Consider the following 19,618-nt stretch of genomic DNA (forward strand, 5'->3'; position numbering starts at 1 on the left):
ACTAACGCATAAAGACCTGTCATCATCAGGCAGTGACGAGCTCGTTAATATGACTAGGACAAATTGAAGTCATATTGCGACCGTTTGTTTTCGCTTGATACAGCGCTTTGTCGGCTCGAGTAATAAACCCATCCCAATTCTCATGTGGGTGAAGCTGAGCGACACCGAAACTCGACGTCAGAAACATCTCATTTCCTTGCACGGCTGAGATCTCTGAAATAGACAATCGCAGCTTACAAGCAATAGCCTGTGCTTGTAGGAAATTAACATTGGGTAATAAAATCATTATCTCGTCTCCGCCAAAACGGAACGCGCTGGCTGTTGGCGATGTTTTTATCGCACTTTGAACCATTTCAGCAAAAGACTTGATCACGAGATCACCCACAATGTGTCCATGTTGGTCATTGATCGACTTAAAATTATCAATATCCATCATAATGGCACTGACAGGTGCAGTCCCCGCCTGCTTCATGATGACAGGAACCATTTCATCTAATGCTCTGCGGTTTCCAAGTGCCGTTAAAGGGTCACTGTAAGACAGATCATGAATAGACCTAAGCAACCTTGCATTAATCAACCAAAGCATCGTGAAGCTCATCGATACGATAAGAACAATACTCACTAAAAAGGCAAGTTGATGAATGAGCGCGGCCGCCATGAAATCCTGCAGCTCAGCCGAAAATAGCGTCACCATTACTCGGAAAGCCATAAACCCGCCATATATCAAAAATGACAAGGCCATCATCCGAGTTGCTAAGGTCAAGTCATCACGTTGCCCCTTCAATACCGCAAAAGCAGTGCAAAGAGTCACAAAGGCTAAATAGAAACTAATGAGGATGATTCGAGCCTTGATGGAAGGTTCATAGTACGTGAAATAAATAAAACATGGCAAAAGAGCCAAGATCATCAGACTGCTGAGGTAGGTGCATTTTAGAGAATATTCTCGGAATAAGCATAAGCTATACAAAGCGAGATGAAATCCAAGCGCAATCACCATGTTGGCGCCAATAACAGTGATCCAATCAGGGAGCTCCCCTCTTAAGCTCAACATCAACGGCCCACTTCCGATAACAAATATTGAAATGGAAAAAATTGAAAGCCCTTTAATGGACTGTTGGGTAAATTGGAACAGCAACAAGCCAATGCAGTAAATGAAAGAGAACAAAATAATAATAAAATTAAGTGTTCTCATATCCAGCGAAAAACCATCCATGATTTACTCTCTTCCCTAAGCCAATTAAATCACAATATGGTCAATAATTATCTAAACCATAAATTTATTCACTATATGAATCATTACACTTTGTAAAATAGGGGATGTGTCACATATGGGGAGATCGGTATCACATGAGTCCATAACATAGATAGGCATGTAAAAGTCGCCCCCCATATGGCTTCATAGCATCACTGAATCTACAGGCTTCTGCACTCGTTACTTGGTTGAATGACGACTGTCTGGCATTATGCGCCCAAGAAATCTCTAGGGGCTGTCGACCTTTCGAGCTGGGTTTGCAGCATCTTGTGGAAAATTTATACAAGGAAGAGGCTTTGACGTGTAGCTGGCCTACATGAAAAGGCGATAACGCAGTAGAAATGAACCACAAGAGCTGCCCGAAGGGTTCAGCTAGGCGCCCCCACAAAAATCGTTTTATGCTTTGTTGAAGAATATTTGCTTAGAATGCTAGGCTACATACTCTTCGCCGCGCCTAAAACGATTTTGACTAGGCGTCCCCATCCGAACAAAACTTAACCACGAAAGGTCAACAGCCCTTAGTTATTGCACAGCAAAGAATGAACGAAGGTAGTCAGTGGTAGAAAACAGCCAACAATTAAGTGACCGTTACGACGAACATGGTTACTTTGTTATCAGAAATTATTTCAATGAAGCTCAAATTGCATCGCTTAGAAAAGTCGTGCTGAAATTCCATGAATCATGGAAAGCAGACAACGAAGAATTCTATAAAGAAGAGGCATTTAACTCATCTTTAATTACGGGAAGCGAGTATTTGCCTGCCGACGATAGAAGCGTGCTTTTCGACTTCATCAGCTCGAAACAAGTGATGGACGTGGTTGATGCGGTGATTCCGAACAAACCGGCATTCATGAATACACAGCTGTTCTTCAACCCAGTAAACCCGCAGCAAAAAGACTTCTGGCATCGTGACTGTCAATACGACTACGACATTGATGACCAGATGAAAGTCATCATGGAAACCCAAGTACTGCACCTGCGAGTGCCCCTTTTTGATGAGCCAGGAATGGAGCTTATCCCCGGTACGCACAAACGCTGGGACAACGAAGAAGAGTACAATGTTCGCCAAGAAGAAAACGGCAAAGTGAGCAGCGATGACATCTCTGGCGGTAAGCAGATACCGTTAGCCGCCGGTGACTTATTGGTGTTTTCAGCGGATATGATCCACCGAGGCCGATATGGCTTGGATCGTTTGGCTTTGGATATTTTGATCTTCGATTCGGCGGCAGATTATGTCGACTACGTTGATGACGACTGTTTACCAACACCAGCCATGTTAAACAATATTGCCGACCCAAGATTGTTTATGAACACGCTACACTTAAAATCGATGCAGTACTCATAACCCATAAAGGTATCCGAACTATGACTGACACTAAGCAAAACACCCGAATTAGCCAGTTCCGTTTCGGTCAGCCAAAAGAATCTCTCAAGTTAGAACATGTCGCTTTAGGCGCACTTGATAAAGATAAGGTGCGAGTACGAGTTGAAGCGACCAACATCAACCCTAGTGACCTATTGTCGATTTACGGTGTTGGGCAATACAAACACAGCCACCAGCCGCCAAGAGTACCGGGATTTGAAGCGGTAGGAAGGGTTGTAGAGTCCAACAATGTTGAGTTTGTAGTGAATCAGCGAGTGCTTGTGGCAACCAGTGGGACATGGCAGAACTATGTCGATGTATCACCAGATGATCTATTCCAAATTCCTCAGCATCTAGAAAATGGCTACGCCTGCCAGTTGTACATTAATGCGCTAACCGCATGGGTGCTGACGACAGAAATAGCCAAGCTGACCCAAGAAGATGTGTTGATCATCAACGCGGGCAGCTCTGCCATCGGTAAGATTTTTTTCCAGTTATCAGCATCACTCGGCTTCAAAATCATTGTTGTTACATCACAGCCGGAACAATACCTAGCCACTTCCAGTTGGGTATTAGATACGGACGAGGATTTAGCTTCGCAAATTAAGGCGTTAGGCTTGCCGATGCCAACCGTTGCCTTTGATGCGATTGGCGGTTCACCCGGAACCAACCTTATTCACACCCTTGGCAACAATGGGCGTTTTATCAACTATGGGACGCTGTCGTTGGATTTTTACGAACCACGCTTCTTTGAGTACGCGAAAAGCCAAGACATCGATTTCAGCACCTTCTTCTTGCGTTATTGGGAGGAAGCGGAAGGTAAAGATGTTCGCCGTAATAAGTTCACGACCATGCTAGATCACTTCATCACAAACGACATTCAGCTCGACGTTGACCGCTATCTGCCATTCGATGAAGTGCAAACCGCGATTGATCTCATTGAATCGAAAACCACACGCTTAGAGGGCAAGATCATCTTACTGCCACAGTAAGTGAGAGTTGGACGATATATACCTTGTTTATTTCAACAGGCAAGACGTTCAACAATTAATACCCCAACGCTTAGAAAGTTTGATTCAAGTAATTGAGTATTGAGAACGCAGTAAAGAGTTGTAATGCATTTCTCCATAACTTAAGTGGTTACGAGATAGTCATGAGTCACATTTATTTGAAACATCAATAAGTTGTATCACTAGAAATATGACACTGGTCACCCATAAGGTAATCTCGATTCTATATGGTAGCGTCATACTTAAAACCACGATGTGAACGTACTTATGAAAAGACACATACTATCAAGCGCCATCCTACTCTCTTTAGCCTTTCCCACCTTTGCAGCTGATGGCGACATACACGATGTCACGATACTGGGTACTTCAGATATCCATGGTCATTTTATGGCGTGGGATTACGCGGCAGATAAACTCAACACTCGTGGTAGCTTGAGCCAAATCGCGACCAAGGTTGGTGAGATCCGCAAAGAGCAATCTAACATTATCCTTGTCGATGCTGGCGACACCATCCAAGGCAACTTCGTAGAAACCTTCAAAGACGAGCCTGTTGATCCAATGATGCTTGGCTTTAATCACATGAAATACGATGTATGGGTTTTAGGTAACCACGAATTCGACTTTGGCCTTAAAACGCTCAACAGAGCCGTTACCCAATTTAAAGGGCAGTCTCTCGGCGGCAACATCAAGAACAAAAACGGAAATCCATTCTTACCGGGTTACACCATTCTAGAACGCGGTGGCATTAAGATCGGTGTGATAGGAATGGATACCCCAATGACAGAGGTTTTTGCGCAAGGCACCAACCGTTTAGAAGGCGTCACTTTCACTAATCCAACCTTGGAAGTGAAGAAAATCGTCAAAGAAATTGATGATAAAGTGGATGCCATCGTATTGGTTGCCCATATGGGGATTGAGAACGAGAATGACATTGCTGACACCGGTGTCACCGACATTGCTAATGCAAACCCAGAGCTTGATGCCATCGTCGCTGGTCACATGCACACTCGCATCGATAAGGCCGTTGTGAATGGCGTTATTATTACTGAGCCCGACAAATATGGCCGCGCCCTATCTCGTATCGATCTTCAATTTGAAGAGCGCGATGGCACATTCACTCTCGTCAACAAAGACAGCTTCACCTATAAAATTAAAGGCATAGATTCTGATGAGAATATGGACGACTTATACCAGCCTTATCACAAACAACTCCGAGAAATGGCGAATCGACCTGTCGCTCAGCTTACCGGCGTTGATTTAGTCCCAGAAAACGAAATCCGCGGTATCCCTCAAGTCCACGTTCAAGACACAGGTATTAGTGCGCTATACCAAGAAGCGAGCTTCTTTTATGCACCTAAAGCCAATGTCATCGCACTTCAAATAGACAACGACAATGCCGAGCTCGATGTTGGCCCAATCAAAGCCAAAGACATCGCGTACAACTACCAATACGCAGGTGGCGAAATCACTGTCTACCAGATGACAGGCAAAGAGCTGAGAACCTACATGGAATGGTCTGCGGGCTACTTCAACTCAGTACAACCTGGCGATGTAACCTACAGCTTTAACCCTGAGCGCAGAGCTTCAAAATACTCAACCAATGACTTCTTCGCGGGCGTGACTTATACCATCGACCTTACTCAGCCTGCAGGTACCCGCATCACCAACCTTGCGTTTGCTGATGGCACACCGGTTACTGATCAAACAAAGATCCGTATTGGTATGAATAGCTATCGAATGGGTCATCTAACCAAGAAAGGCGGCGTGCTAGAGGGCGAATCGTTCCCTGTACTTTTTGATACGGAAGCAGAGTATGGAGAAGAAGCAGGCACGATCCGTAATATGACCATCAAGTATCTCAAAGAAGAAAAGAACGGTCAGTATGAAGGCAAGCCTCAGCAGCGTTGGGCACTTTCTGGTTTAGAGAGCCGTTACAATGAACAACGAGAGATCGTAAAGTCATTGATTAATGATGAAACCATATCAATCCCGACCAGTGACGATGGCCGCTACACAAACATCACTTCTATCAACGTGAAAGAGCTGATGTTCAAATCTGACGAAGCCAAACAAGCAGCCATAACCACACGCGAAAAGAAACTGGCGCAGGCGACTGAGCAAGAGAGTGAGCAAATCAAACGTGAAATCACTCTGATTGAAGCGCTCAATTAATCCCTGACCTCAAACCAATAACGACTTAACGACGCTTAGCGCGTGGTTAGGTCGTTGATAATAGCATCTTGTACTTGTCCTATAGCGTTCCTATGTTCTCTTAATACACATATTGACCAAAAGCATCTCATCCTCACCAAGTGAAGCGGTTTAGATTGAACATCCCAAAACGTTTCTAGACATAACCTTGTAGCAAACTTTATATTATTGAGTGAACTCGGATAGCTTCATCGGCTACACAAAACTTCCAATCGCCAACAAAGTCATGGTCAATTTTGCTCAACCAATACATGCAAACGGAAAACCTTTAAAGAGGGCTGAGTATCAGTATTAATTCATCCTTCCGGCAAAGTCCTAAAATGAGATATTCCTGACAAGTTCATTTGCTGTGACAGCCCTTAAGTGATAATACCCCTGCACCATGTCACAACCAACCTCTTCAAGGTAGCGCTTTTGTTGCTCAGTTTCGACACCCTCCGCGACAACAGACAATCCCAGGTTCTGTGCTAAGTCTACCACTGATTTCACTATCATCTTGTCATGCACACTGGTCGCCAAGCTATCAATAAATGACTTGTCAATTTTCAGAATCTGAGCGTTAATTCTTTTCAAGTACGATAGAGACGAAAACCCTGTACCAAAGTCGTCGATAGCGATACAGAATCCAACATGCTCTAACTGTTGCAGCACACACATTGTTTTTTCTGGGTTACTCATCAGTACCGACTCTGTCACTTCTAGTTCAAAAATGGTAGGTGATAGCCCCTCCTCAGCAATAATACTGGTGATGCCTTCAAAGAAGTCAGGGTGTTCTAGTTGTTGAACGGAGATATTTATAGCCATTCTACCTGGTAGCACTCTACCTTCAGATCGCCACTGACGCAGTTGTTTACAGGCAGCCTTGATGACCCATTTACCAATAGGGCACATTACTCTATGCTTCTCGGCAATAGGAATGAACTCTGCAGGGCTAATCATGCCTAGTTCAGGTTCCTCCCAACGAAGTAGAGCTTCAATGCCTGCAACTTCAGCAGTCGCTGTATAAAATTTCGGCTGATACACCAGATGAAATTGCTCTGTGTTGTGTATTGCCTGCTTTAATCTACACGATAAGTCAAATTCGCGATAAAAGTGTGTGCCTATCTGGTCCGTATAGGAGACAAAGTCCTGCTCAGCCGACTTTGCTTCATACATGGCTAAATCTGCATGCGAGAGTACATCATTAAATGTTATACCGTCCGAAGGCCATGTAGCGGAACCTATACTGACGCCAAGAAAGGCTTCTTCTTCTATATTAATTGAAATAGGTCGACTCAGTGCTGCTGCCAATTGAGCACCTAAGTTCGCTGTACTTTCTTTAGTTGCTCGTCGATGAATCACAACAAACTCGTCACCGCCCACTCTAGCAGCTAAATCACCTAGTGGAAGGGCTTGTTCAAGACGTCTAGCCACTTCTTTTAGTGCCCTATCACCAGCAAGATGACCACTACTATCGTTAAGTTCTTTAAATCGGTCTAAGTCTGCAAACAATATTGAAAAGCTGTTCTCTTCAGTTGGGTGGAAGGCCATTAGCTTATTGGCTTCTTCGATAAAGTACGCCCGATTAGGTAATTCCGTTAGGCTATCAAAATGAGTCAATTTTCGTACACTTTCCTCTGCAATTTTTTGAAGAGTAATGTCTTTTTTTTCTGCCAAGTAACCAATAACTTCTCCGGTATCGCACGTTATCGGAGATATAACAGCTTCTTCAATATATTCAGTGCCATCCCTATGTATATTGAAAAATGCCCCCTTCCAGGAGTTCCCCGCCTGTAATGTGCGATACATATCGCGGTAGCTATCAACTGGGGTATTGTTTGATTTCAATATTCTTGGGTTCTTGCCAATAACTTCATAGAGTGCATATCCACTCAACTCTTCAAATTTTTTATTGGCGTAAATAATATTTTTATCAACGTTTGTGATGACAACGGCGTTTTCACTCTGGTTTACGATAGAGAAAAAAAATGAAAGTTTTTCTTGTTGAGTCATCATCGAGACGCTGTTATTTGGACTTAATGGGGACTCAGTGTAACCTTTATTAAGTGCGTCGATAAGACGACAACTACCTGACATAAAGATGGTTTTATCTATTTTCATATATACTTCTGCGATGTTACATATCGAATGGCGCACCATTTGAGGTCATTCAATATGCAATATGAATCAATTTAAAGCAGCCGCTTTATCTATACTTTAAATTCAGAAACAAGCTGACCTAAGCCTTCAGCAAGCCTTGCAATCTCTGTGCTTGAACTATTTGTTTGATGAGCTGCAAGCGAGTTTTCTTCTGCAATGCGCTTAACGTTTACTACATTCCTGTTAATATCCTCTGCAACGGTACTCTGTTGTTCGGAAGCGCTCGCAATTTGCATGTTCATATCATTAATGACGCTAATGGCATTGGTAATTTCTTCTAACGCCATGCTTGCTTTATTGGCCTGGTTAACGCAATTATCAGCCTCAATTTGACCTTGCTTCATTGCTTCTACCGTACTTTGAGTCCCCATCTGAAGTTGCTCGATAATGGATTGAATTTCTGAGGTAGATCCTTGTGTTCTTGCAGCCAAGGAACGAACTTCATCAGCAACCACAGCAAAGCCTCGTCCTTGTTCACCTGCACGGGCAGCCTCAATAGCGGCATTCAGCGCCAGCAAATTTGTCTGATCTGCTATCTCTCTGATTACATGTAGAATTTTACTGATATTAACGACTTCCTGCTCTACGTCATCGAGCTTTACAGATGAATCATTAACTCTTTCAGACAGAGAGTTAATGGAAGCAATGGTCTGCTGAACAACTTGAGAACCAGATATTGCTTCCGTATCCGCTTGATTGGCAGCGTCAGAAGCCTTAACTGCATTATCAGCAACGTCATGAACCGTTGTAGCCATCTCATTCATAGCCGTTGCCACCATTTCGGTTTCCGTTTCCTGTTGACTGATACCCTTGGATGTCTGCTCAGTCACCACCGCCAATTCTTCCGAAGCGGAAGCTAACTCACTACTCGCATTTGATATGGTTGAAATCATCTGTGTTAAACGATTTGCAGTATTTTGCACCGCATCTAAAAGTTTACCTGTTTCATCTTTGCTGGTTATTCCAACGTCAACTGTTAAATCGCCTTCAGCAAGTTGATTGGCCGCATCGACCGCTTTTTGAATCGGCCGGGTAATCGCATTAGTTAAGAAGTAAGCAGAAAGGATACCAACCATAATCGCAATCACAGATAAGGTTAAACTCAGCATCACACTTGCGTCGGTATTTGCTTTCAGTTCAGGCCCAAGCGTATCTTGGTCTTTCATGATCGACATCTTCATATCTTCAATGTATTTCGCCACCTCAGGGCCAAGTACATCCAACGTGTTTTGAATGATGTCGTTTCTTTTCACAATTAGGTAATTGATATCACGCATGTCCTGGACATAAGCTTCATGCGCATCGGAAAACTCTTTGAACAGCACCCTGAGCTTAGGGTTTTGCAATTTACCGTTCAGGTCTTCAATTTCCTCTGAAACCAACACTTGCATATTTTTAATGGCGATCTCAAAGTCACTGCTAAGATTCGATTGAAGAAATTTTACAACAAACAACCTACCTATCAGCATCTTTTGCTGAACATGGCCAGCATGATAAGCGGCTTCAGAGTCACCGTCTTGATATGCAGATTTTATAATATCATCGATAGCTACCCGCATCCTTTCACCATTAGGCACGAGGCGAGAGTCATATAAAATCTTACGTTCAACAATTAGGTCTACCGTTTTGTCAAAGGCACTTTGATAGCTCACCATCGCTTTGCTGACATCAGCAATTAGGGATGCCCGATCTGGTTGCTGGATCTCCTGCTTTGCATCATTAAGAAGGTCTTGCATTTTTGAAAGATACTCACTGTATTGTTGTAAGTCCTTCTCGCTATTAGTGATAATGTAATCTTTGACGTTCATACGAACCATAAGCATATTAGCTTGGATCCTTCCAGACAAGTTAGTGTCCCGTGCAAGCCCTCTATATTCTGATATACCCTCATCAGTTCGTTGAAGAGCATTAATGCTGATACCCAATACAATCGAAAGCATCGCCAGTACAAAGCCAAACATCAATCCAATCTTTGTTTTTAATCTTAAATTCTTAAACATAACCACCACATCTTTGCTGTGCGAAACTTAACTAGATCTACATCCAAATATATTCAACAACTAAATATAAGGATATTCTTATATAACGATAACAGGAGGTGTCATTTACAAATTGATGCACATCAACAAAGAAAGCGCTTTCTTTGGTGTTATTTCGATTTGAACTGTTTTTTAAGTTTGAGCTTTTCTTTCGGTTGCGGTGTCACTTGAAGAAAACAAATACACGGGTGTCAACATGTCTTGCGTTCACATCAATTACATACCTAGTTATTGAATATCACTCACCAAGGGAAAGACTTAAATCTAAGATTAGGAGCCATTCTGATAGCCCTCCAACTGTAGCCTCCCTCCTCACACTGATCTATTTCCCTCTTTTCGAAGTACAAGTTATTAATAATTCGATATAAATCGCTCTAATTCTTGAAATTGTTGTCTACAGTTTTATAGAGCTTGTCGCTTCGGTAATTGCCACAAGTAACGACACCTTTTGATGGTAAGTTTTGGTTATGAGGAAAGGAAATGGAACGCCCAATTATCACACTCACACATGCCAGAAAAAGCTTTGTTGATGGTAAAGATACCCATCACGTGCTGGAAAATGTCGACTTCGCTTTGGCGACAGGGGCAAGCGTGGCTTTAACAGGGGCGAGTGGCAGTGGAAAGAGTACTTTACTCAACCTAATCGCGGGCTTTGAACCTCTATCTGGTGGCGAGTTGTGGCTCGATGGCGAGAACTCATTAGATTGGAAAGATCCACAATGGAGCCGATTCCGCCATCAAAAACTAGGCGTTATCTTTCAACAGTTCAACTTGCTAACCCCACTCAACGTAAAACAAAACATCGCCTTCCCGCTCCATTTAAATCAACAAAAATGGAGCGACTGGTGCGACTATTTAGTTGATGCATTGGGTATCAGCGATCTACTCGAAAGACATGTATCCGCACTCTCTGGCGGTCAGCAACAACGGGTGGCAATAGCGCGTGCGCTAGCCCATAAGCCCAAACTATTGCTTGCCGACGAACCCACAGGCAACCTCGACCACAAAGCAGGGTTAGAGGTTATGAAGCTGCTGAGTGAAATCACTACACAAGGCAACACTGCCGTGCTTTTGGTTACGCACAGCCCGGAATGTGCCAGCTTTATGCAGACAAAATTGGTGTTAGATGATGGTTGTTTAAGGAACGCCGATCTAACCCCAAGAGCAGCAGCGTTGTGAGTAATCCAATGAAGCAAACTGGCTTCGTTCAGAACCAGCTCACCCATACCAAACTGACTCTGAATCTATTCGCGGCGCACTATCGTCAGTCACCATTGCAAGCCGCAGCGATTCTGATCGGCATTGTGCTAGCGGTCACCTTGTTTGTCGCGGTACAAGCCATCAACCTCAATGCCAAGCGCAGTTATGCAGAATCGACCGAGCAACTTAGCGCCCAAGCGCAGAACCTTATCATTCCACCAGCAGGGCAAAACTATTTGCCGGAATCGCTCTACTTCCGCTTAAGACAAAGTGGATTAAGCGCAGCGCTGCCTGTTATAGAAGGGCGAGTAAGAGACGAGCAAGGTCGACGTTGGTCAGTTCAAGGCAGTGAGTTGATCGCCGCCCTCACTTCAAGATCTCGCCACTCTCGAGTCGACGAAAAAAGCAATACTCAAACCAATGAGCCAAATATTTCCCTGTTCGACAATGCCTTACCTTTGCCGCAACTCTTAGCGGGTGAACCCATTGTGATGGTGAGCCAATCTCAGCACCAGAGTTTGGACGAAGTGGAAACGCTCACTTTGGATGAAGTACTCACTCAAGTGGTAGTGCTGCCAGATGAATGGCAACTGGGAAGCCGAATGTTGATGGACATTGGGTTCGCTCAGCAACTGCTTAACAAGCAAGGGCAACTGAGCTATATCGCTATTTTTGACACCAAGAGCGACACTAACAGCAATACTCAGGATAAATGGCAAAGCCTCATAGGCGAACAAGGGCAATGGATTTCCAACAACCAAAGCACGGATCTCGGTTCAATTACCGATAGCTTTCACCTCAATCTCACCGCCATGAGTTTGTTGGCGTTTTTAGTTGGCCTGTTCATCGCTTACAACGGTGTGAAGTACAGTTTGCTGAAACGTAATCGGCTGTTGGTGCAAATTCAACAAGCCGGCATTGCGCCAAGCATCGTGTTGTCCGCTCTGCTAGTCGAGCTCGCTGTTTTAGTCACACTAGGCGCATCACTTGGTTTCATTCTCGGCATTCAACTCAGCCATTGGCTACATCCCACCGTCGCGATAACACTTGAGCAACTTTATGGTGCAACACTGCTTCCCGGTACATGGCAGTGGCAATGGTTAGTGCAGGCACTGCTACTCACGCTGGCCGCAACGCTTGTCGCGTGTTGGCAGCACTTTAAACAGCGAGTGCGACAACCCCTCTCTTCCCATGGCGGTTTCTATCAAGCGCCGGAAACGTCTAACGAAAATCAGCTGTTTGTTATCGGGGCAGTATTAACCATTGTCGCGTTAGCAGGGTTATGGCTAAGCGAACATCATCGCTTCACCATGGCATGGCTCGGTGTGTTAGTGGTGTCGATTCCTTTGTATTTGCCCAAAACACTCAGCGTGCTAGCGAACTGGAGCGAAAAACGCACCCAATCGGGGTTAATACAATATCTGTTCGCTGAGCTGCGTGAACTTATCTCCCCTCTCTCCCTTGCCATGATGGCGTTGCTTCTCGCCGTCACCGCAAATGTGGGAATGAATACCTTAGTCGGCAGCTTTGAATCCACGTTAAAGCAATGGCTTGAACAGCGCTTACACGCAGACATTTACGTTAGCCCTGCCCAAGGTGAAATCGCGAATATGGAACGTGCGTTAGAGCAGTTTGAAAATGTTGAAACCGTTTATAAGCAATATTATGTCGACGATAACTTGCAGGGCTTACCTACTTTGCTCGGCACCAAAGACAAAGACACACTTGAGCAAACCATGGTATTCCAATCCCACCTTGATGATTTCTGGACGCGCTTTTACCAAGGCGAATTCGTGGCGATCAGCGAACCTACGGCAGTGAAGCTCGGCTTGTCCCTTGGAAGCCAACTCAAGCTCGACGCGGTCCAAGACAAAACACTCATCGTCGGGGCGATTTTCCACGATTACGGCTCACCGAATGGCGAAGTGTTACTTGCACCTAATTTATGGCTCGAAAGCGGCTTTACGGATTTGCCTACCAGCCTAGGTATTAAAGTGTCTGGCGACCCACAAGTGGTATACGAGCAACTTCGCCAACAACTGAATTTGCATCCAAGCCAGCTCTACGATCAAGCGCAGATCAAATCCCTCGCTTTGGATATCTTTTCACAAACCTTCGCCATCACTCGGGCGCTTAATGGCGTCACATTAATGGTGGCGGTGATTGGGTTGTTCTGCGCCTGTTTCATGTTGCTCGATGCACGCAAAGCCGCCATTGCAAGGCTGTATGCGCTCGGTGTAAGTCAGAGAAAATTGATGGCAATGGTAGTCGGGCAAATCGTAGTTCTGGTCGCCTTCACTCTGGTTATCGCCTTACCACTCGGCGCTATGGTCGGCTATGTGTTGACGGACATCGTTACCCTACGTGCCTTTGGTTGGAGCTTAAATTATGTGTGGGATTGGAGTGATGCACTCAGCATCGCAGCCATCACCATTTTAGTGGCTGTGTTTGCGACCTTGATTCCACTGTGGCGTTTGGTCAGTAAACCCGTGGTATCCAGTTTGCAAAGTGAGGTGTTGTGATGAATCGATCAATGAGAGTTTTCGTTCTCACACTTGGCATCTTGCTCCTTTTAGGGTGTGAGGAGTCCACTCAACCATCGGCTCAAAATATGGGTTCGATACTTGGCGCAGAAACACAAACCGACGATGAAAAACAAAAAGAGACTGAGCAATTCACATCGGTAGTAAAAGGCGTGGAGATCACCTTCCCTGCCGACCATCAAGCACACCCTAGTTTTCGTCATGAATGGTGGTACTTAACCGCAAACTTAATTGATGAAGAAGGCAATCCGTTAGGCGTGCAGTGGACACAGTTCCGCTTCGCAGCTGCACCACAGGAAAGTGGCAATAGCACTAAGGAAACTACGTGGCAAAGTCAGCAAATCTATATGGCACACAGCGCTGTCACCACTAAAGACAAACACTATGCCGATGAAAAATGGTCTCGCGACCAAGCTGAACTGGCGGGTGTAAGCGCTTCACCGTTTCGTGTCTATCTCGATGATTGGCAATGGACGTCGACGACCAATGACCTCTTCCCAGCTACATTGGTCGCTAACTCGGGTCAATTTGGATATTCGCTTAAGTTAACCAACAACGCGCCATATCAAAAGCAAGGCGAACAAGGCTACAGCACTAAAAGTAGCGATGGCAAAGTGGCTTCCTATTACTACAGCCAACCATTCATCAATGTATCGGGCGAGGTAACTATTGATGGCGTCACTCATCAGGTTTCCGGTAAAGGTTGGATAGACAGAGAATGGAGCTCTCAGTTTTTACTCGACTCGCAACAAGGTTGGGATTGGTTTGCGCTAAGGCTGAGTGATGAAACCAGCTTGGTGGTATTTCAACTTCGAAACTCAACAACAGGCAAAGCCAGTTATTCCCATGCAAGGCTGATGAATCAAGATGGCTCCGGCATCACGATTAAGCAGCAAGACATCAGCTTAACCGCCATCAAGCAAACGGAAATCGACGGGCGCGACTACCCAACAGAGTGGCAAGTTTCAATTCCAACTCAACAAATCGAACTGACTGTCTCGGCACTCAATCCAAATGCCAAAATGCCGCTGTCAGTTCCTTATTGGGAGGGGCCCATCGTGATTAAAGGTTCTCATTCCGGATCTGGCTATATGGAGTTGACGGGGTATTAAGCCAACAGCATATTTCTGAAATGAGAAGCTTTAATTTTTAACAGACGAATAAAAATAAAATCAACCGTTACATCGGCTGCCATAAATATCGTTTACCCAGCTTGGGTTATCAATGAACGGGTTGCGGTTACCTTGCCACTGCACGGCTTTCTCGTGGCGTTGACGTTCCCAGTTGTCTACTGGGTCAGCGTTATGCCATTGAAACAACGTACATAGCTTTCCAACTTTAGGTTTACCTGACGTACTCGAAGTATCATCAACCAGATACAAGTCAGGCATGTTTGCGTTGTTGCCCTCATAGCGCACAGCCATGTAGAAAATTGAACGTGCGGTATCACCTTTCACTGCATCACGAGGTTCAAAGCTGTCGTAATCCGTTTTGTTCAGTGGCGACTTTTTCAATGGCGAACCGCCAAAATCAAAGTCTTTATTTGAACGGATGGAGTTAATCTCTGCGTCGGTTGGTTGCAGGTGGTGGATATCGGTATAGCCCCATTGATCTTTGCGCTTAAAGCCAAAAGATTTAGGCCAAAGATGTTCACGGTTCCAAGCATTTTTGTCGTTGTTACCCGATGAGGTAAAGTCTTTGGATTGTGAACGGCCGCTGTAATACAAAATAACGTTGTTCGGATTGTTCGGGTCTTCGTTGGTGTCTTTCAATGCAGACCAAACTTGAGTGTACGTTAATTGCTTTTGCCCACGAGCAGCAATCACACCGAGCATATCTTTTAACGCATTTCCGTTGAGTCCTTCAGCTTCGAGGTAGTAGCCATCAGGGTATGTAATATCAGCAAGCGCAACTGGACTAAGAGCTGTAGAAATTAGGAAAAGGCTTAGATTTAAACGCATTTTCATTGTTTTAAGTATCCTTGTTATTGTTTTAATGACCCATCATTAATGAGTGCCCTAATACTCTACAAAACAATATCTATATGCAATCGGTTTATTTACAAAAGGTACTTCCTGATACTTTTCAATACCTCACGTTAATTATTGATGACTAGCATTCAGCTTTCGAAGCTAATTTTATGCCAAGACAAGTTGCTCTAGTTTGTCACTCCCCAACAAACTAGAGCAACTTAAAAATCAACGCCGTAGACAAACATATCAATAGGTTTTCTATTCAGTCGATAGCGCTAGTGCAGAAATCCCTTGAAATATTTCTTGTCCTTTATCTGTTTTAATTTCAAAATCATCGAGCCAATAGATGTCAGTTAATAACCGAACATCTCCGATTAATTCACAGCGATCCTTTTCGCACAGTGTGTCGATTTCTCCACTCCAACATGTTGATATATCGATGACTATCATTCTTTCTATCTCAAGAAACTGATGGCTAAAGTGCTCATGCAATGACTCTATACCTTCTGCATAACTAAGCACTAGAGTGCATCTCCCTTCACCAATATCGCAAACTCTATATTTGCGATCGTTTAAATATATTGTGCAATCCACGTAGATTTATCCTCAATCATTAATTCAGATTACATTGTTTTAAATAAATCGAATCTCTGCGAGGAATTAGAGAAATTCATATATGCAAAGTCGAGCAAACCAAATATGAATTTCTCTAACCCATAGTTCTATTGAATCAAGAAACTAAGATAGCTCGGTAACCAACAGTTAGGTTTATCGATAAAACCGAAAGCGCCATCGATAACCTTTAGGATCCCTTAGTTTCAACTCATACATGATTAATACTGGTGCTTATTTAATAAATAAGCTTGGTGCTATTTACGTATGCGTTAATCAATAAGATGCAACCAAAATGAAGTTAAAGCGCTCAATCGCACCCATAAATTATTCAGCTAAATGGAAGGTCATCGTTCTCGTGTTGTCTGTAGTACTGATGCTTCTCAGTGCCCTACCCTCTGCATTTGGTGAACGTGAAGCTTTGCACATTTCAAACCAAACGCATTCGACACACGCTGATGATGTATATCGTTATCTTGTGGACAATAGCATTGATGTTCACAGTGTTAGCGAAAACAACGATAGGTTAGTTGTGACGTTTGCTTCAAGCGGACAACAAGCCCCCGCACAAGCTTTGATGTCCGATTTTATCCAATCATCGGAGACCGTTGCCCTCACGCTCGAACCTTCAGCTCCTTCTTGGCTAACCTCGCTGGGCTTTCAGCCGATTAAGTTTGGATTAGATCTGCGCGGTGGTGTGCAATTTCTCTTAGACGTTGACCTAGCCCCTGTCTTTAATGCTCACGCGCAATCAGTGATCGACGACCTTCGTCAGGAGTTTCGTGTACGCGGTCGTGTAGAAAGCGGTGAGGTAGTCATTGCTCGATATAACGAAGCATTACTTGGCGATATTCGAACCCACTTAAGAACACAGTATCCAAATTGGACTCTGAGCCAATCTGGTGAGCGCTTAATGATCTCAATGGATGAGGAAGAGAAACGCGCAATTCGAACTTTGACCGTGACACAAAATCTTCAAACAATGCGAGGCCGCATAGAAGAGCTAGGGATCACGGAAGCCGCAGTCCAACGCCAAGGTGAAAATCGAATTCGCATCGAACTGCCAGGAGTACAAGACCCGACATCCGCAAAAAACATTATCGGCGCCACTGCATCGTTAGCGTTTTACCATGTGGAGCCTAATGTCAGCGCACGAACAAAATCCATCAATGACCAAAATGGTAGACCTGTCATTCTGCATAGAAACAGTATCTTAGGGGGCGAGCATATTATCGATGCACGCGCCAGCCTAGGAGAAATGGGAACACCCGAAGTTAACATCACTCTTGATAGCACGGGGGGGCGGCTGATGACCAATCACTCGCGCAGCAATATCGGAAACCCGATGGCGACTCTGTACAGTGAATACAGTCAATCAGAGACAGGACAATCCATTGAGCAAAGCGAAGTTATCAGCGTAGCGACAATTCAATCGACGCTGGGTAACCGCTTTCGCATCACTGGCGCGGGGTCAATGGCAGATGCTCAAAACCTGGCTCTTCTATTGAGAGCTGGCTCACTCACCGCTCCTGTTACCATTGTTGAAGAACGCACAATCGGGCCAACTCTTGGTGCTGAAAACGTCAAAAATGGCTTTGCTGCACTCGCCTTGGGGCTTGGTTTTACATTGATATTTATCGCTTGTTGGTATCGACGCCTTGGCTGGGTTGCGAATGCTGCACTGACTATCAACTTAGTGTGTCTGTTTGGCCTATTGGCGCTCATTCCTGGCGCTGTGCTAACGCTTCCGGGCATTGCTGGGCTCGTGCTAACCGTGGGGATGGCTGTCGATACCAACGTGCTTATCTTTGAACGCATCAAAGACAAAATGCGAGAAGGCAGAAACTTTTCCCAAGCCATAGATCGAGGGTTCGATAGTGCATTCTCTTCAATTTTCGATGCCAACCTCACCACTATGATCGTTGCCATCGCTTTGTATGCAATAGGTAACGGCCCAATTCAAGGCTTTGCTATCACACTCGGATTAGGCCTACTGACTAGCTTATTTACCGGCGTATTTGCGTCTCGAATTCTTATCAATTATTTGTGGGGAAGAGACACCTCACATGAGGTGAAACTGTAATGACCAAATCAATTAGCGTCACCAAAATACGTCAATTGATGACGATGATATCTCTGATTCTTTTGACGCTTTCCATTACATCAATCGTTGCAAGGGGGTTCAATTGGGGACTCGACTTTACGGGAGGTGTTGTCGCCGATATTCAAACAAAACCAAACGTAACTCAAGTTCAGCTCAAATCTCACCTCGACTCAGCACTGAGCCAAGATGTTCAAGTGACAGCGGCAGGCAGTGAGGGAAATTGGCAACTGCGTTTCAATGATACAGACCTCGATTTGCGAGACGCACTTAACCAAGCACTGTTGCCAATAGACAGCAATTTTCACATTGCTAACAGCAGCGTAATTGGCCCTCAGGTTGGGTTAGAAATGGTCGAACAAGGCGGTTTAGCGATTTTGGCTTGTTTCGTTCTTACCTTGCTGTACTTGAGCTACCGATTTGAATGGCGATTAGCGCTAGGTTCAATTGCGGCGTTGATTTACGACATTGTTATTGTGCTAGGGCTCTTTGCGGTGACTCAAATTGAATTCAACCTAACCGTGTTGGCCGCTTTACTGGCAGTGATGGGCTACTCCCTGAATGACTCGATCATCATTTCAGATCGAATCCGTGAGGTATTTCGTGCGAAGCCAGACGGTGAAACCGATGCCCTTCTCGATCAGTCCATCGTGTCAACGTTGTCACGAACGCTTGTCACATCAGGCACCACCTTAGTCACAGTCTCAGCATTGTGGTTGTTAGGAGGGAGCGCACTAGAAGGTTTCGCCATTGCACTGTGTGTCGGGATTTTAAGTGGGACATGGTCTTCTATCTCTATTGGCACACTCTTGCCAACTCGTGTGGGCTTGAAACCAACCCACTATAAACCGGAAGAAACTGAATCCCTTGAAAGCATGCCTTAGCTTTTACTTACTGCGCTCATTGCTTACTGCTTACTGCTTACTGCTTACTTAGCACGCTATTAGGCGAATGTCGGTCGTCTAATAGCAACAAAGAATTTCTCTAATTCATAGTCTGAATCATCGGTTCACCTTAAGTTAGCAACATGGTTAGACGCATAGCTTTGTAGATATCGTTTTAGATGCAAAAGCTTAAACGCATAACTTGAAACGAACCGTTTGCTGCACAGGAAATTGCAGTATTCACCCGATTTACTCTCGTTAAAGGACATTAGCGAGCCTTCGGTTACTCAA

At 44.6% G+C, this 19,618-nt stretch carries 13 protein-coding genes; 8 read left to right on the forward strand and 5 right to left on the reverse strand.

All coding sequences use genetic code 11. From position 1 onward, the window contains the following. Window positions 1-25: 25 nt before the first annotated feature. The gene (locus tag MSG38_RS14620) at window positions 26-1,213 is read right to left on the reverse strand and encodes a GGDEF domain-containing protein (RefSeq protein WP_248402080.1); all 1,188 of its coding nucleotides are present in this window, start codon (window positions 1,211-1,213) and stop codon (window positions 26-28) included. Between the two features lie 595 nt (window positions 1,214-1,808). On the opposite strand from MSG38_RS14620, the gene MSG38_RS14625 reads away from it, so the two are divergent. The 3 genes from MSG38_RS14625 to MSG38_RS14635 all read left to right on the forward strand — a co-directional run bounded on the left by MSG38_RS14625 (window position 1,809) and on the right by MSG38_RS14635 (window position 5,797). Beyond that, window positions 1,809-2,597 carry a phytanoyl-CoA dioxygenase family protein gene (locus tag MSG38_RS14625; protein WP_248365789.1) on the forward strand — a complete coding sequence of 263 codons (789 nt, stop codon included), beginning with the start codon at window positions 1,809-1,811 and terminating at the stop codon, window positions 2,595-2,597. Window positions 2,598-2,617: 20 nt separating this feature from the next. Beyond that, window positions 2,618-3,607 (forward strand): zinc-dependent alcohol dehydrogenase family protein, encoded by a 990-nt coding sequence (locus MSG38_RS14630; protein ID WP_248402081.1) that lies wholly within the window; start codon window positions 2,618-2,620, stop codon window positions 3,605-3,607. A 285-nt stretch (window positions 3,608-3,892) separates the two neighbouring features. Further along, window positions 3,893-5,797 carry a 5'-nucleotidase C-terminal domain-containing protein gene (locus tag MSG38_RS14635; protein WP_248402082.1) on the forward strand — a complete coding sequence of 635 codons (1,905 nt, stop codon included), beginning with the start codon at window positions 3,893-3,895 and terminating at the stop codon, window positions 5,795-5,797. A 354-nt stretch (window positions 5,798-6,151) separates the two neighbouring features. Here MSG38_RS14635 and MSG38_RS14640 read toward each other — a convergent pair whose 3' ends face one another. Continuing rightward, the gene (locus MSG38_RS14640; protein WP_248402083.1) at window positions 6,152-7,936 is read right to left on the reverse strand and encodes an EAL domain-containing protein; all 1,785 of its coding nucleotides are present in this window, start codon (window positions 7,934-7,936) and stop codon (window positions 6,152-6,154) included. Between the two features lie 89 nt (window positions 7,937-8,025). Further along, window positions 8,026-9,975 (reverse strand): methyl-accepting chemotaxis protein, encoded by a 1,950-nt coding sequence (locus MSG38_RS14645; protein ID WP_248365793.1) that lies wholly within the window; start codon window positions 9,973-9,975, stop codon window positions 8,026-8,028. Between the two features lie 519 nt (window positions 9,976-10,494). Between MSG38_RS14645 and MSG38_RS14650 the strand changes: the two genes are divergently transcribed. The 3 genes from MSG38_RS14650 to MSG38_RS14660 are packed head-to-tail and all read left to right on the forward strand — an operon-like array spanning window position 10,495 to window position 14,869. After that, entirely contained in the window at window positions 10,495-11,193 is a 699-nt protein-coding gene (locus MSG38_RS14650) for an ABC transporter ATP-binding protein (RefSeq protein WP_248402084.1), read from the forward strand. An 8-nt stretch (window positions 11,194-11,201) separates the two neighbouring features. Further along, on the forward strand, window positions 11,202-13,736 hold the full coding sequence (locus tag MSG38_RS14655) for an FtsX-like permease family protein (protein WP_248402085.1): 2,535 nt from the start codon (window positions 11,202-11,204) through the stop codon (window positions 13,734-13,736). Further along, window positions 13,736-14,869 carry a lipocalin-like domain-containing protein gene (locus MSG38_RS14660; protein ID WP_248402086.1) on the forward strand — a complete coding sequence of 378 codons (1,134 nt, stop codon included), beginning with the start codon at window positions 13,736-13,738 and terminating at the stop codon, window positions 14,867-14,869. Before MSG38_RS14655 ends, MSG38_RS14660 begins: the two co-directional genes overlap by 1 nt. Before the next feature lie 60 nt (window positions 14,870-14,929). Here the strand turns inward: MSG38_RS14660 and MSG38_RS14665 are convergent, their stop codons facing one another. Continuing rightward, complete coding sequence (locus MSG38_RS14665) at window positions 14,930-15,724, reverse strand: endonuclease (protein ID WP_086968673.1); 795 nt, start codon at window positions 15,722-15,724, stop codon at window positions 14,930-14,932. A gap of 264 nt (window positions 15,725-15,988) precedes the next feature. Next, window positions 15,989-16,252: a hypothetical protein gene (locus MSG38_RS14670; RefSeq protein WP_017091753.1), complete on the reverse strand. Its 264-nt coding sequence runs from the start codon at window positions 16,250-16,252 to the stop codon at window positions 15,989-15,991. Between the two features lie 385 nt (window positions 16,253-16,637). Between MSG38_RS14670 and secD the strand changes: the two genes are divergently transcribed. Next, entirely contained in the window at window positions 16,638-18,425 is a 1,788-nt protein-coding gene (gene secD, locus MSG38_RS14675; RefSeq protein ID WP_248402087.1) for a protein translocase subunit SecD, read from the forward strand. Further along, window positions 18,425-19,327 carry a protein translocase subunit SecF gene (gene secF, locus MSG38_RS14680; protein ID WP_012600222.1) on the forward strand — a complete coding sequence of 301 codons (903 nt, stop codon included), beginning with the start codon at window positions 18,425-18,427 and terminating at the stop codon, window positions 19,325-19,327. Before secD ends, secF begins: the two co-directional genes overlap by 1 nt. Window positions 19,328-19,618: the final 291 nt, after the last annotated feature.

Origin of the sequence: Vibrio sp. 1CM24A (genome assembly GCF_023161725.1) — a bacterium.
Lineage (GTDB): Bacteria > Pseudomonadota > Gammaproteobacteria > Enterobacterales > Vibrionaceae > Vibrio > Vibrio coralliirubri.

What these genes read in the sequence shown, in the direction of transcription:
- MSG38_RS14620 (WP_248402080.1), bottom strand. Translation starts at nt 1,213, where the DNA reads ATGGATGGTTTTTCGCTGGATATGAGAACACTTAATTTTATTATTATT.
- MSG38_RS14630 (WP_248402081.1), top strand. Translation starts at nt 2,618, where the DNA reads ATGACTGACACTAAGCAAAACACCCGAATTAGCCAGTTCCGTTTCGGT.
- MSG38_RS14635 (WP_248402082.1), top strand. Translation starts at nt 3,893, where the DNA reads ATGAAAAGACACATACTATCAAGCGCCATCCTACTCTCTTTAGCCTTT.
- MSG38_RS14640 (WP_248402083.1), bottom strand. Translation starts at nt 7,936, where the DNA reads ATGAAAATAGATAAAACCATCTTTATGTCAGGTAGTTGTCGTCTTATC.
- MSG38_RS14645 (WP_248365793.1), bottom strand. Translation starts at nt 9,975, where the DNA reads ATGTTTAAGAATTTAAGATTAAAAACAAAGATTGGATTGATGTTTGGC.
- MSG38_RS14650 (WP_248402084.1), top strand. Translation starts at nt 10,495, where the DNA reads ATGGAACGCCCAATTATCACACTCACACATGCCAGAAAAAGCTTTGTT.
- MSG38_RS14655 (WP_248402085.1), top strand. Translation starts at nt 11,202, where the DNA reads ATGAAGCAAACTGGCTTCGTTCAGAACCAGCTCACCCATACCAAACTG.
- MSG38_RS14660 (WP_248402086.1), top strand. Translation starts at nt 13,736, where the DNA reads ATGAATCGATCAATGAGAGTTTTCGTTCTCACACTTGGCATCTTGCTC.
- MSG38_RS14665 (WP_086968673.1), bottom strand. Translation starts at nt 15,724, where the DNA reads ATGAAAATGCGTTTAAATCTAAGCCTTTTCCTAATTTCTACAGCTCTT.
- secD (WP_248402087.1), top strand. Translation starts at nt 16,638, where the DNA reads ATGAAGTTAAAGCGCTCAATCGCACCCATAAATTATTCAGCTAAATGG.
- secF (WP_012600222.1), top strand. Translation starts at nt 18,425, where the DNA reads ATGACCAAATCAATTAGCGTCACCAAAATACGTCAATTGATGACGATG.